Origin of the sequence: Nonomuraea antri, from assembly GCF_013283785.1 — a bacterium.
In the GTDB taxonomy this organism is placed as follows: domain Bacteria; phylum Actinomycetota; class Actinomycetes; order Streptosporangiales; family Streptosporangiaceae; genus Nonomuraea; species Nonomuraea antri.
Genome location: NZ_JABCPZ010000014.1, coordinates 31312 through 44791 on the forward strand (window position 1 = coordinate 31312; position 13480 = coordinate 44791).

The following is a 13480-nucleotide window of genomic DNA, read 5'->3' on the forward strand; positions in this document are numbered from 1 at the left end:
CCCGCTGGCGAGACATTATTCGCCGCAATAAATGCGAGGTGAATGAACGTGCTATTTCCTCATGTCAAAACGAGGAGGACGGCGCTGTGCCCGCCGGCGGTCGAGCCGGGGCACAGCGTCTACGGCCTCCTGCAGGAGGCCGGGGTCGGCGACCTCCCGGCGCCGGAGGTCTTCACGTCGCTGCACGCCAGTGACACCGTCGCCGAGTTCCTCGTGCAGCGCTGCGACACCGGGCGGACCGTGGGCTACGCCTCGCTGCACCATCTCGACCAGGCCGCCCAGCACGTCCAGGCCAGCGTTGTCGGCGGGCCGGCGAGCGACCTCGACCCGCCCGCGGCCAAGGCGATCAACGGCCTGCTCACCGAGGCCACCATGCTGATCGTGAACTACGCCTTCGCCATGTGGAACCTCAGGAAGATCTACTTCTGGACCGTCGGCGTCAGCCTGGAGGCCCATCGCGCGACGCTGCAGGCCGTGCCGGAGGCGACGCTCTCCGACTTCGTCCACCAGCAGGGTCAGCTCCTGGACGTGCACATCTCCGCCCTGTACCGGCACAAGTGGGAGAAGGACGGCCCGACCCTGCTGCGCCGGCTCGTGCTCGACCCCGCCGCCAGGCGCCGGGTCGAGGAACTCGAACCGTTCGGGCAGCCGGTGGCCCTGTCCGGAACCAGCGAAGGGAACGCGAGCTCATGACCGCCGTCGACGACCGCGCCGTCGTCCAGGAGAACGTGGAGCGCGAGGCGCTCAAGATCCTGCTGTTCTCCAACCTCGACCTGGTGCCCAACACCACGAGCGAGGAGAGCATCCCGGAGCTGAAGGACCTGGACGAGCTGCCCGAGCTGACGGACCTGACCAACCTCGACTCCTTCTCGATCGTCCTGCTGGTCCTCGCGCTGGAGGACACCTACGGCATCGCCCTGCTCGACGACATGTCGGGCTTCACCGGGACGACCTTCGCCGACCTGGGCGACTTCATCTACGACCGGCTGCCCAAGCCCCAGGCGCAGCAGGACTCGTCGCTGTCGGCGACGTGACGAGGGGATCCGACATGACGGACGGCGGCCCGTCCCGGCCCGAGCCGCGCCGGCGGCCGGCCGTGGCGGGCCCGGGGATCACCCGGCGGACCGCCCTGGCCCTGCCGGATTCGATGTCGCTGGGCGAGTGGAGCCGGCTCGGCCGGCAGATCTTCACGATCTCCGACTCCTCGTCCTGGTGGCTGGGCGACTGGCTGATCTACGGGCAGGCGCACTTCCCCGACCGGTACAAGCGCGCGATCGCCGAGACCGGCCTCGACTACCAGACGCTGCGCAACTACGCCTGGGTGTCCAGGCGGGTCGCGCACCGGCGCCGCAGGGACAAGCTCAGCTTCCAGCACCACGCGGAGGTGGCGGGCCTGGCCGAGGACCAGCAGGACGGCTGGCTCGACCAGGCGGAGGAGCACGGCTGGTCGCGCAACGAGCTGCGCAGGCGCGTCAAGGCCGCGCGCCTCGGGGTGCGGGCCGGCCAGGAGGTCCTGCACATCCAGATGAACGTGGTCGCCGGACGGAAGAAGGTCTGGCAGGAGGCCGCCGACAGCGCCGAGCAGGACCTGCTGGCCTGGATCTCCACGAGCCTGGACGAGGCCGCGCGGGCGGCGCTGGAGAGCCGCGAGCGCTTCGCGCAGCTCGGTACCGGGTCCGGTCTCACAGAGGACTAGAGGTGCCCATGGACCTTGTCGATGCCGTACGGCAGGCGGCGGCGACCTCGGGAGCCGCGCCCGCCATCACCCACGTGTCGTACGCGGTGGCCGCCGGCGGGCGGCGAGCCGCCACCACCACGCTGACCTACGCCGAACTCGACGAGAGGGCGCGCGCCGTCGCCGCGCGCCTGCGCCGCGACCGCGCGCCGGACGCGCGGGTCGCGGTGTTGTGCCCGCACGAGCCCGCCTACCTGGTGGCGTTCCTGGCCTGCTGCTACGCCGGGCTGACCGCGGTGCCGCTGTACGCGCCCGAACCGCTGCGCACCGACGAGCGGCTGCGCGCCGTGCTGGCCGACTGCGCGCCGGATGTCGTGCTCACCACCACCGCCGCCAGGCGCTCGGTCGAGGCCGTGCTCCAGGCGCTGCCCGGCGACGCCCCGGCCGTGCTGGAGGTCGACGCGGTCGGCACCGCGGGCGCGGCCGGGTGGCGGCCGCCCGAGCCCTCGGACGCCCCCGCCTACCTGCAGTACACCTCGGGCTCGACCGGCTCGCCCTCCGGCGTGCGGATCAGCCGGGCGAACCTGACCGCCGCGCTCGACCAGCTCAAGGCACACCACCGGCCGGCCACCACCGTCTCGTGGCTGCCGCTCTTCCACGACTTCGGCCTCGTCTGCGGCGGGCTGTGCGCGCTGAGCTGCGGCGGGCAGGCGGTGCTGATCAGCCCGCTGGCCTACGTGCAGGACCCGGCCCGCTGGCTGCGGGCCATCGCCGACCATCGGGCCGACTGGGCCTTCTGCCCGCCCTCCAGCCTGGCCCACTGCGTGCGCCGGGTGACCGCCGAGCAGAAGCGCGGGCTCGACCTCAGCGGGCTGAAGCTGCTGACGGTGGCGGCCGAGCCGGTCCACGCCGAGGTGACCGGGGCCTTCGCCGCCGCCTTCGCGGAATGCGGGCTGGCCGCGGAGGTCGTCACCCCCGCGTACGGGCTGGCCGAGGCCACCCTGCCGGTGACCGTCACCCCGCTGGGCCAGGGCGTGCTCGCGCACCCCTTCGACCGGGCCGCGCTGGGCGAGGACCGGGTCAAGCCGTGCTCGGGCAAGGACCCCGCGGCCCAGCCGGTGGTCAGCTGCGGCCCGCCCAACCCGGGCATCACCGTACGGATCATGGACCCGGCGGGGGCGCGCGAGCGGGCGGCCGACGAGGTCGGTGAGATCTGGGTGCGTGGCCCGAACGTGGCGGACGGCTACTGGCGCCGGCCGCGGCGGTCGGCCGAGGTCTTCGTCACCCGGCCGGACGGCACCTGGCTGCGCACCGGCGACCTGGGGTTCCTGCACCAGGACCACCTCTACGTGACGGGCCGGCTGAAGGACCTGATCATCATCAGGGGCCGCAACCACTATCCCGAGGACATCGAGGCGACGGTGCGGGCGGCCTGCGCGCCGGCCGCGCCCGGCTCCGTGGCCGCCTTCTCGGTGCCGGCCGCCGACGGTGAGCGCCTGGTGGTGCTCGTCGAGGGCGGTCCCGGGCTGACCGACGGCGTCGTCCCCGCGCTGCGCCGGGCGATCAACCGTCATCACGGCTTGACCGCGCAGGACCTGCTGCTGGTCCGGCGCGGCACCCTGCCTCGCACCACGAGCGGGAAGGTACGGCGACGCGCCTGCCGCGAGAGGTACCTGCGCGGCGGTTTCCGCTCCTGACCTTCTGGAGGTGACGCTCAACATGACGCAATACGTCTGGGATTACCTGAGTGAGTACGAGGCCGAGCGGGAGGACATCCTCGACGCCGTCGACACGGTCTTCCGCTCCGGCCAGTTGGTGCTCGGCGAGAGCGTGCGTGCCTTCGAGGCCGACTTCGCCGCGCACCACGGGGTCGGCCACTGCGTGGGCGTGGACAACGGCACCAACGCCATCGTGCTCGGCCTGCGCGCCCTGGGCGTCGGGCCGGGCGACGAGGTGATCACCGTGTCGAACACGGCCGCCCCCACGGTGGTGGCCATCGACGCCGTGGGCGCCGTGCCCGTCTTCGTGGACGTCCGGCCCGACACCTACCTGATGGACGTGAGCCAGGTGGAGTCGGTCATCACCGAGCGCACGCGATGTCTGCTCCCGGTCCACCTCTACGGCCAGTGCGTCGACATGCGACCGCTGCTGACCCTGGCCGCCGAGTACGGGCTGGTCGTGCTGGAGGACTGCGCGCAGGCGCACGGCGCGCGGCACCACGGGCGCATCGCCGGCTCCTTCGGCCACGCGGCGGCCTTCTCCTTCTACCCGACCAAGGTGCTGGGCACCTACGGCGACGGCGGGGCGACCATCACCGCCGACGCCCAGGTGGACGCCGCCCTGCGCCGGCTGCGCTACTACGGCATGGAGGACAAGTACTACGTCGTGCAGACGCCCGGCCACAACAGCCGGCTGGACGAGGTGCACGCCGAGATCCTGCGGCGCAAGCTGCGCAGGCTGGACTCGTACCTGGCCGGGCGGCGCGCGGTGGCCGAACGCTACGCGCGGGCGCTGGCCGACACCGACCTCGTGCTCCCGGCGACGGCCGCGGGCAACGACCACGTCCACTACGTCTACGTGGTGCGCCATCCCCGGCGGGACGACATCATCGAGGCGCTGCGCCCCTACGGCATCTCGCTCAACATCAGCTACCCCTGGCCGATCCACACGATGAGCGGGTTCGCGCACCTGGGCTACGGGACGGGCGACCTGCCGGTCACGGAGGCCGCCGCCAAGGAGATCTTCTCGCTGCCCATGTACCCCTCGCTGACCCCCAGCGAGCAGGACAAGGTCATCGAGCCGTTACGCGACGTGCTGGCGGCCCTGTGATGCGGGTGCTGTTCGCCGCCTACGCCGAGAAGACCCATTTCCTGAGCATGGTCCCGCTGGCCTGGGCGCTGCACAACGCCGGCCACGAGGTGCGGGTGGCCAGCCAGCCCGGGCTCACCGACGTCATCACCAGGGCCGGGCTGTCGGCCGTCCCCGTGGGCACCAACCACAACCTGGGCGCGCTGCTGAAGTTCTACAACTCCTTCGACCCGGAGGAGGACGAGCCGGTCGAGCACTTCGACTTCCTGGAGGAGCGCGAGGAGAAGCTCACCTGGGAGTACCTGAAGTGGGGCTACGGCACCGAGGTGGTGCCGTGGTGGTGGCGGGTGATCAACGATCCGCTGATCACCGAGCTGACCGCGTTCTGCCGGTCCTGGCGGCCCGATTTGGTCATCTGGGAGCCCATCACCTACGCCGCGCCGATCGCGGCCCGGGCCTGCGGCGCCGCGCACGCCCGCTTCCTGTGGAGCGTCGACCTGTTCGCCAGGATGCGCGGCCACTACGTACGGGTACGCGACCGGCAGCCGCCCGATCAGCGGGTGGACACCCTGGCCGAATGGCTGGACCGGCGGGCGGCCAAGTTCGGGCTGGGCTTCACCGAGGACATGACCTGCGGCCAGTTCACCCTGGACCCGACGCCGCCGGCGCTGCGGCTGCCGCTGGACCTGGCGTACGTGCCGGTCAGGTACGTCCCGTACAACGGGGTGTCGGTCGTGGAGCCGTGGCTGCGGGTGCCGCCCGAGCGGCCCAGGATCGGCATCACGCTGGGCACCTCCGCGATCGAGCGGCTGAGCGGCTACGGGCTGCCCGTACGTGAGATCCTCGACGCGCTCGCCGATCTGGACGTCGAGGTCGTCGCCGCGCTGCCGGGCGCCGAGCCCGCCGGGCTGCCGGACAACGTCAGGCTCGCCTCGTTCGTGCCGCTCGACGTGCTGGCGCCCACCTGCACGGTGATGATCAACCACGGCGGGCCCGGCACCGTCTTCACCACGGCGCGGCACGGGGTGCCCCAGCTCACCATGCCCGCCATCTTCGACGAACTGGTCCTGGGGCGGCGGCTGGCGCAGGAGGGCGCCGGGCTCATGCTCGACCAGGACCAGGTGTCCGGCGACAGCGTGCGCAACCGGGTGGTGCGGCTGCTCGCCGACACGGACTTCGCCCAGGGGGCGGCCAGGCTGCGCGCGCAGATGCGGGCCATGCCGCACCCGCACCAGGTGGTGGGCGAACTGGAACGGCTCACCGAGGAGTGCCGCGGCCTTCCCGCCGTGGTCGGCTAAGGAGCACCATGCGTATCCTCTTCACCTCCTACGCGGAGAAGACCCACTTCATCGGCATGGTGCCGCTCGCCTGGGCGCTGCACAACGCCGGCCACGAGGTGCGGGTGGCCAGCCAGCCCGAGCTCACCGACACCATCACCCACGCCGGTCTGACCGCCGTCCCCGTCGGGAAGAACCACGGGCTGGGCCGCGTCTACGCCATCACCCAGCGGGTGGCGGCCGAGGAGTCGGAGTTCGACTTCGCCGAGGACGATCCCGAGCACCTGCCCTGGGAGTTCCTCAAGAAGAAGTTCGAGGCCGCCGTCCTGTGGTGGTGCCGGCTGGTCAACGATCCGATGATCTCCGACCTGGTCACGTTCGCCCGGCACTGGCAGCCCGATCTGGTGATCTGGGAGCCTGTCACGTTCGCGGGGCCGATCGCCGCGCAGGCGTGCGGCGCCGCCCACGCCCGCTTCCTGTGGGGGCTGGACCTGTTCGGCCGCATCAGGTCGCACTACGTGCGGCTGCGCGACGAGCAGCCGCCGGGCGAGCGGGGACAGGACGTGCTGGCCGAGTGGATCGGCCTGCGGGCCGCCAAGCACGGCGGCCGGTTCACCCCGGACATGGCCGACGGCCACTTCACGCTCGACTACACGCCGCCGTCGCTGCGCGTCGACACCGGCGTGGACTACCTGCCCGTGCGCTACATCCCGTACAACGGGGTGTCCGTGGTGGAGCCGTGGCTGCGCCTGCCGCCGCAGCGGCCCCGCGTCTGCCTGACGCTCGGCACCGCGGCGGTGGAGCGGCTCGACGGCTACGCGCTGCCCGTGTACGACATCCTCGACGCGCTCTCGGACCTGGACGTCGAGGTCGTGGCGACCCTGCGGGGCGTGGATCCCGAGCGGGTCCCGGCCAACGCCAGGGTGGTCGACTTCGCTCCCCTGCACGCGCTCGTGCCGAGCTGCTCGGTGGTCATCCACCACGGCGGCGGCGGGTCGTTCTCCACCAGCGTGATCAACGGGGTGCCGCAGCTGGTGCTGGCCGACATGTACGACGCGCCGCTGAAGGGGAAGCTGCTGGCCGACCAGGGCGCGGGCCTGACCATGCACACCAGGGACGTGACGGGCGCCAAGGTCAGGGAGTGCGTGCAGCGCATGCTCAAGGAGCCGTCCTTCGCCCGGCGGGCCGGGGAACTGCGGCAGGAGACGCTCGGCATGCCCACCCCTGGCGACGTGGTCCCGCAGATCGAGGAGGCGATCCTGCGTCACCGGAGCCGCTGACCGCAACGCGAAGAAGGAGGGGGCGGTGGCCGCGGCCACCGCCCCCTCCTTCTTCGCGGTCAGAGCACGTGGACGTCGGGCACGTACCGGATCCACCGCCCGCCTGCCTCGCGGAACGCCTGCTCCTTGGCCATCACCTCGTCGGCGTGGTTCCAGGCGAACAGCAGGGCGTAGTCGGGGTAGGAGCGGCGGAACTCCTCGGGCGGGCGCACCGGGATGTGCGTGCCCGGCGTCAGCCTGCCCTGCTTGGCCGCGGTGGTGTCGCAGACGAACTCGACCAGGCCGCTGTCCAGGCCGCAGAAGTTGGCCACGGTCGCGCTCTTGGCCGTCGCGCCGTAGCCCACGACCCTGCGGCCCTGGTCGCGGGCGTCCTGGAGGAGGGTCAGGAGGTCGCCGCGGATCTTCTCCACCCGGGAGGCGAAGCCGTCGAGCGTGGCCGCCGAGGTCAGCTCCCTGCGCCGCTCCTCGGCCACCAGAGCGGCGACCGCGGCCGACGGGGTCCTGTTCCCGGCCGGCGCCAGCGTGTAGCGGACCTCTCCCCCGTGCACCGGCAGCCGCTCCACGTCCACGAGCTCCAGGCCGTGGCGGGCCGCCATCGCCGACACCGACGTGGCCGTGAAGAAGTAGAAGTGCTCGTCGTAGATCTGGTCGAAGGACGTGCGCTCGATGATGTCGCCGAAGTACGGGTCCTCGAACACGAAGACCCCCGACGGCTTCAGCAGCGCGCGCACCCCGTTCAGGATGGAGGCCATGTACGGGATGTGGCACAGCGTGTTCGCCGCGTAGATCACGTCGGCGCGGCCCTGGGCGTCGGCGATCTCCAGCGCGGTCGACTCCTCGAAGAAGTCCTTGCGCACCTCGATCCCCTTGGCGCGGGCCTGGTCGGCGACGCCGCCCGAGGGCTCGACTCCGAGGTGCCTGATCCCGGCCGCGGCGACCGTCCCGAGCATCACGCCGTCGTTGCAGCCCAGCTCCACGATGAACGGGTCGGCGCCGGTGAGCTCGGTGGCCAGGAACCGCCTGGCCACCGCCGCGAAGTGGGCGCGCATGACGCTCGACCCCGACGACAGGTAGGGGTAGTCCGCGTGGAACATCCGATCGCGCGGGACCTCCTCCATGAGCTGGACCATCGAGCACGTCCCGCAGGCCCCGGCGGCGAGCCTGAAGAAGAACTCCTCCTCGCTCGCGTCGGGCAGGCGGAAGGCGTCGGACAACGGCTGCCGGCCGAAGTCGACGAACTGCCGGAGATCGCCGCCGCAGACGCGACAGCCTGGCCTGTCAGCCATGGTGCTTCCTTTCCAATTGACTAGGACGCGCCGGTGCGGATCGCGTCCACCAGAGCGGCCTGTCTGAGGCTGATCTCGGTGAGGGCCTGGGTGTCCTTGCCCCCTCTGACCGCCTGCGCGAACAGCTCCAGCCCGTTGACGAACTGATGGTCGGCGGGCAGGGTGATCTCCTCGACGTGGTCCTGCCGCTCGACGCGGACCACCGGCCGGTGGCTCTCCGGCGGGGTGAAGGCCCGGCCGAGCGTGAGCACGCCTTCCGATCCCCACAGCGTGTAGCCGCTGCGGTAGGCATGCCGGAAGCCGAAGCCGAGCTGGGCGCTGACCCCGTCGGCCGAGCTCAGCAGGGCCGCGCCGGCCACGTCCACGCCGTGGTCGTCGTACTCCAGGGTGGCGCCGTGCAGGCGCAGCTCGCCGCCGAGGAACAGCTGCGCCGCCCGCAGCGGATAGACGCCCACCTCGAACAGCGCGCCGCCGCCGAGCCCGGGGTCGTGCCTGAAGTCCCCCGCCGGCCTGGGCGGGATGCCGAACTCGCTGGCGAAGCCGCGCAGCTCGCCGATCACGCCGTCGGCGAGCAGGCCCTGCACGAACCGGTGCTGGCCGTGCAGCGGGAAGACCAGGTTCTCCACCAGGACCAGGCCGCGATCTCGGGCCAGCCGCATCAGATGGCGTGCCGAGTCGTGGCTCATCGCCAGCGGCTTCTCCGACAGCACGTGCTTGCCCGCGCGCAGGGCCCGTTCGATCCACGCGGCCCGCAGCCCGGTGGGCAGCGGGAGGTAGACGGCCTCGACGTCGGGGTGGTCGAGCACGCTCGCGTAGTCGGGCAGGTGTTCGCAGCCGAACCGGCCGGCGAACGCGGCCGCGCTCTGCGGCGCGCGGGCGGCCACCGCCACCAGCCGGACGGAGTCCGTGCGCGCCATGGCGGGGGCGGTGCGCCGCCTGGCGATGTCGGCCGCCGAGATCACCCCCATGCCCACGGGGCCGCTGGTCACCGGACGGCTCCCCACAGCCCGTGCAGGCAGGCCAGCAGGGTCCGCGCCTGCACGTTGACGTAGCAGCTGTGCCTGACCAGCTCGGTGAGCTGGCCGAGGGTCACCCAGCGGAACTCCGGCGGCGTCGCGAGCGGGAAGTCGTCGCCGGCCTCGACCAGCAGGTAGCGGCTCACCGCGTGCAGGAAGCGCCCGCCCTCCTCCGACAGCAGGGTGTCGTACCTGATGCGGCTCGGGTCCGCGTCGAGCACCTCGCGCAGGTAGGGCGGCGGCTGGTCGTAGTTGCCCGGCGTGGCCTGCACGGTGGCGGCGAGCTCGACCACGTCGAGCAGCCCCGCTTCCTGCCTGGCCTGGACGAGCACGTGCAGCACGCCGTCGACGCGCTTGGCGATCAGCGCGACCACGCCCTGCTCGGTGGGCTCGAACAGGGGCTGGGTCCACTGCCTGACCTCGCGCCCGTCGGAGTGGACGGACACGCCGACGACCCGGAAGTACCTGCCCGCCTCGTGCGCGATCTGGCCGCCGGCGCGCTTCCAGCCCGCCACGTCGGCGAGGTTCATCACCCGGCGGACGATGACGCGCCTGCTGCGGGCCTCGGTCAGCCAGCTCATGATCTCGGTCATGGTGTGCAGGGCGGGGCCGTCCTGGGCCGCGGAGCGCAGGACCGCGCCGCGGAAGCCGTCGGGGGCGTCCGACACGAGGTCGGGGGTCGGCTGGGCGAAGGGGATGCACGACAACACCGTGCGCGAGTCCATGTTGATCAGGTTGTCGCGGTGCAGCAGCTCCTGGAGCTGGCCCAGCGTCATCCAGCAGAACCCGTCGAGCACCGGCACCTCGTCGTCCACCCGGACGACCATGTTCCGGTTGCGCTTGCCGAGGAACCAGCCGCCGTGCTCGGACTGCAGGACGTCCACCAGCACGCTGCCGCGCCGCGGCGACAGGAAATGTTCCAGGTACGGCACCGCGGCGCCCTTGTGCACGCCGGTGTGGTTGCTGTGGGTGGCCTGCACCGTCGGCGACAGCTGCAGCCCGTTGACGTTGCCCGGCTCCATCTTCGCCTGCACGAGCACGTGGATGACGCCGCCCAGCTCCTTGGCCAGGAAACCGAGAATGCCGACCTCGGGTTGGTTGATGATGGGCTGCGTCCACCCGCCGGCCGGATCGACCAGGTCGGTGACGCGCAGCCCCTCGATGCTGAAGAACCGGCCGCTGCGGTGCTGGAGGTTGCCCGTTTCTTCGGCGAAACACCAGCCGTCGAGGTCGTCCAGGGAAATGCGTCGGACCTCGCCGCGATCGGCGCGGCGGCGCGACTCGAACCACTCAAGGATCTCCTGGGTGGACAGCAAGGAATTCTCGCCGGCCAGGGCCGAGCGGGTGAGAAGCGTGCGATACCCATCATTTTCTCGGGTCAGGGTGTCGGAAAGTTTAGACATGATCACCACCTCCCTGCCTCAGCATATTCAGGGCCGCCGGAAAAGGGCCAGGAATTGCATTCCAGGATTGACCGGCCAATCACCGATAAATAGCGTGTGTGTCCCGCTGGCGAGACGACCGAGAGAGCGTTGGGACGATGAATTCTTCGCCGAATTACCCAGGTCGGCACGTGGTCGGCAGAATCGAGCCGTGCCGCATTGTCGACCTCACCGAGTTCAAGGACGCGCGCGGCCGGTTGAGCGTGGTGGAGTCCGGTAAGGACATCCCCTTCGACATCAAACGCGCGTACTACATGTACGACATCCCCGACGGCGTCTCCCGTGGCGCGCACGGGCACCGGCGGCTGCGCCAGATCATCATCGCGGTCGCCGGCAGCTTCGAGGTCGTCGTGGACGACGGCTTCGACCAGGCCACGTTCGTGCTCGACCGCCCGGACAAGGGCCTGCTGATGGGCCCGATGGTGTGGCGCGACATGATCAACTACGCGCCGGGCACCGTGGGCCTGTGGCTGGTGTCGGAACCCTACGACGAGTCCGACTACTACCGGGACTACCAGGAGTTCCTGCGCGATGCCAGGGAGCTGCGATGAAGGTCCCCTTCCTGGATCTCCGGGCGGCGCGCGCCGAGCTCGGCGGCGAGCTGAACGACGCGGTGAACCGGGTGCTCGACTCCGGCTGGTACCTGCTCGGGCCGGAGACCGAGGCGTTCGAGTCGGAGTTCGCCGCCTACTGCGGGGCCGCGCACTGCGTGACGGTCGGCAGCGGCGGCGCCGCGCTCGAACTGGCCCTGCGCGCGATGGAGGTGGGCCCGGGCGACGAGGTGATCGTGCCCTCGCACACGTTCATCGCGAGCTGGCTGGCGGTGACCGCGACGGGCGCCCGCGTGGTGCCGGTGGAGCCGGAGCCGCGCACGCTCACCCTGAACCCGGAACGCGTCCAGGACGCGATCACGCCGCGGACCAAGGTGATCATGCCGGTGCACCTGTACGGCCAGCCCGCGGACCTCGACGCCATCGACGAGATCGCGGCCGCGCACGGCCTGCGCGTCCTGCAGGACGCCGCCCAGGCCCACGGCGCCGGCCTGCGCGGCCGGCGCGTCGGCTCGACCGGCACCGCCGCCTTCAGCTTCTACCCGGGCAAGAACCTGGGCGCGCTCGGCGACGGCGGCGCCGTGGTGACCGCCGACCCCGATCTGGCCGAGCGGGTCCGGCTGCTGCGCAGCTACGGCTCGCGGGTGAAGTACCGGCACGAGATCAAGGGCGAGAACGCGCGCCTGGACGAGATCCAGGCCGCCGTGCTCCGGGTCAAGCTGACCCGGCTGGAGGAGTGGAACGCCAGGCGGCGGGCCACCGCCGAGCGCTATCTCGCCGAGCTGGCCGGCCTGGACGGCTTGACCCTGCCCACCCCGGCGCCCTGGTCCACGCACGTCTGGCACCTGTTCGTGGTGCGCTGCGCCAAGCGCGACCGGGTGCAGGCACGGCTGGGCGAGCTCGGGATCGGCACGCTCATCCACTACCCGGTCGCCGCGCATCGTTCGCCCTGCTACGCCGACCTCGGCCTGGGCCCGGGCTCGCTGCCGGCGGCCGAGCGCCTGGCCGAGCAGGTGCTGAGCCTGCCGATGGGCCCGCACGTGACCGCCGCGCAGGCCGCGGCCGTCGTCGCGGCCGTGCGGGCGGCCGTCCCCGGCCGCTGAATCAGGCCGTGCGTCGGGCCTTGCGTCGGGCCGTTCGCGCGGCTGCCCCCGGCCGGTGAGTCAGGACGTGCCGCTGTCGTCCTGGGCCAGCCACCACGGGTTCGCCCTGGCCCAGGCGACGGTCCTGGCCAGGCCGTCGCGCAGGCCGGTCGCGCAGTGCCAGCCCAGGACGCCGGCCGCCTTGCGGGTGTCGGGCACGCGCCGGGGCAGATCCTGGTAGCGGGCGCCCAGGCGGGCCCCGGTGTCCACGGACACCGCGGCGGGCCCGCTCGGCCCGGCCACCTCCGTGACCAGGTCGATGGCCTCCTTGACGGTGGTCTCCGCGGTGCTGCCCACGTTGAAGCACTCGCCGATCGCCCGCTCGCTCCGCGCCGCCAGCAGGGTCGCCGCCACGGCGTCGTCGACGTAGGTGAAGCACCTGGTCTGCAGGCCGTCGTCGTAGCGCACGGGGGGCAGCCCGCGCAGGGCGCGGTGCAGCGTGCGGCTGATCACGAAGGCGGGGCGCTGGCGCGGCCCGTAGACGTTGAAGTAACGCACGATCGTGGCCGGCAGCCTGTGCTGGCGCGCGTAGGCGAAGACCAGGTGCTCGGCCAGCGCCTTGCTGGAGGAGTAGCTCCACCGGTCGGTCGCCGTGGAGCCGAGCAGCCGGTCGGCGTCCTCGGCCCACGGGACCTCCGGGTTCTTGCCGAAGATCTCGCTGGTGCTGGCCGCGAGCACCCGCGCGCCGGCCCGCGCGGCCAGTTCGAGCACGTTGCGCGTGCCTTCGAAGTTGATGTCGATGACGTCGAGCGGCCGGTCCAGGTACCGGTCCACCCCGACCACGGCGGCCAGGTGGTAGACCACGTCCACGCCCTCGGTGATCGCCTCGGCCAGCCGGTCACGGTCGCGGACGTCGCCGCGCAGCCGCCGTACCTCGGCCTGGTCGGGGGCCGGTTCCCCGCTGTCGTAGACGAGGACGTCGTCGCCCTGCCGGACCAGCGCGTCGGCGAGGTGCCCGCCGAGGAAGCCGAATCCCCCTGTCACCACGACTCTGGCCATCGTC

At 71.9% G+C, this 13480-nt stretch carries 13 protein-coding genes; 9 read left to right on the forward strand and 4 right to left on the reverse strand.

The annotated features are described in order from the left end of the window. The first annotated feature begins 48 nt into the window (after positions 1 to 48). The 7 genes from HII36_RS07415 to HII36_RS07445 are packed head-to-tail and all read left to right on the forward strand — an operon-like array spanning position 49 to position 7040. On the forward strand, positions 49 to 693 hold the full coding sequence (locus tag HII36_RS07415; RefSeq protein WP_173522321.1) for a GNAT family N-acetyltransferase: 645 nt from the start codon (positions 49 to 51) through the stop codon (positions 691 to 693). After that, on the forward strand, positions 690 to 1034 hold the full coding sequence (locus HII36_RS07420; RefSeq protein ID WP_173522322.1) for a hypothetical protein: 345 nt from the start codon (positions 690 to 692) through the stop codon (positions 1032 to 1034). Before HII36_RS07415 ends, HII36_RS07420 begins: the two co-directional genes overlap by 4 nt. Positions 1035 to 1048: 14 nt before the next feature. Next, on the forward strand, positions 1049 to 1696 hold the full coding sequence (locus HII36_RS07425) for an LmbU family transcriptional regulator (RefSeq protein ID WP_173522323.1): 648 nt from the start codon (positions 1049 to 1051) through the stop codon (positions 1694 to 1696). Positions 1697 to 1704: 8 nt separating this feature from the next. Continuing rightward, entirely contained in the window at positions 1705 to 3372 is a 1668-nt protein-coding gene (locus HII36_RS07430) for a fatty acyl-AMP ligase (protein ID WP_173522324.1), read from the forward strand. 22 nt (positions 3373 to 3394) lie between these two features. Continuing rightward, positions 3395 to 4504 carry a DegT/DnrJ/EryC1/StrS family aminotransferase gene (locus HII36_RS07435; protein WP_173522325.1) on the forward strand — a complete coding sequence of 370 codons (1110 nt, stop codon included), beginning with the start codon at positions 3395 to 3397 and terminating at the stop codon, positions 4502 to 4504. Beyond that, positions 4504 to 5781 carry an activator-dependent family glycosyltransferase gene (locus HII36_RS07440; RefSeq protein ID WP_173522326.1) on the forward strand — a complete coding sequence of 426 codons (1278 nt, stop codon included), beginning with the start codon at positions 4504 to 4506 and terminating at the stop codon, positions 5779 to 5781. The genes HII36_RS07435 and HII36_RS07440 overlap by 1 nt, the downstream gene beginning before the upstream one ends. 8 nt (positions 5782 to 5789) lie before the next feature. Then, entirely contained in the window at positions 5790 to 7040 is a 1251-nt protein-coding gene (locus tag HII36_RS07445; protein WP_173522327.1) for an activator-dependent family glycosyltransferase, read from the forward strand. A 59-nt stretch (positions 7041 to 7099) separates the two neighbouring features. Here HII36_RS07445 and HII36_RS07450 read toward each other — a convergent pair whose 3' ends face one another. From HII36_RS07450 to HII36_RS07460, 3 genes are read right to left on the reverse strand one after another with little or no spacing between them, the layout of a single operon-like run. After that, positions 7100 to 8326 carry a class I SAM-dependent methyltransferase gene (locus HII36_RS07450; protein ID WP_173522328.1) on the reverse strand — a complete coding sequence of 409 codons (1227 nt, stop codon included), beginning with the start codon at positions 8324 to 8326 and terminating at the stop codon, positions 7100 to 7102. Positions 8327 to 8346: 20 nt separating this feature from the next. Further along, positions 8347 to 9315 (reverse strand): Gfo/Idh/MocA family protein, encoded by a 969-nt coding sequence (locus HII36_RS07455; protein ID WP_328807622.1) that lies wholly within the window; start codon positions 9313 to 9315, stop codon positions 8347 to 8349. After that, positions 9312 to 10745 carry an NDP-hexose 2,3-dehydratase family protein gene (locus HII36_RS07460; protein WP_173522329.1) on the reverse strand — a complete coding sequence of 478 codons (1434 nt, stop codon included), beginning with the start codon at positions 10743 to 10745 and terminating at the stop codon, positions 9312 to 9314. The genes HII36_RS07455 and HII36_RS07460 overlap by 4 nt, the downstream gene beginning before the upstream one ends. Positions 10746 to 10915: 170 nt before the next feature. On the opposite strand from HII36_RS07460, the gene HII36_RS07465 reads away from it, so the two are divergent. Then, on the forward strand, positions 10916 to 11335 hold the full coding sequence (locus HII36_RS07465) for a sugar 3,4-ketoisomerase (RefSeq protein ID WP_328807623.1): 420 nt from the start codon (positions 10916 to 10918) through the stop codon (positions 11333 to 11335). Continuing rightward, positions 11332 to 12438 carry a DegT/DnrJ/EryC1/StrS family aminotransferase gene (locus HII36_RS07470; protein WP_173522331.1) on the forward strand — a complete coding sequence of 369 codons (1107 nt, stop codon included), beginning with the start codon at positions 11332 to 11334 and terminating at the stop codon, positions 12436 to 12438. Before HII36_RS07465 ends, HII36_RS07470 begins: the two co-directional genes overlap by 4 nt. A gap of 60 nt (positions 12439 to 12498) precedes the next feature. Here the strand turns inward: HII36_RS07470 and HII36_RS07475 are convergent, their stop codons facing one another. Then, positions 12499 to 13476 carry an NAD-dependent epimerase/dehydratase family protein gene (locus HII36_RS07475; RefSeq protein ID WP_173522332.1) on the reverse strand — a complete coding sequence of 326 codons (978 nt, stop codon included), beginning with the start codon at positions 13474 to 13476 and terminating at the stop codon, positions 12499 to 12501. Positions 13477 to 13480 lie beyond the last annotated feature (4 nt).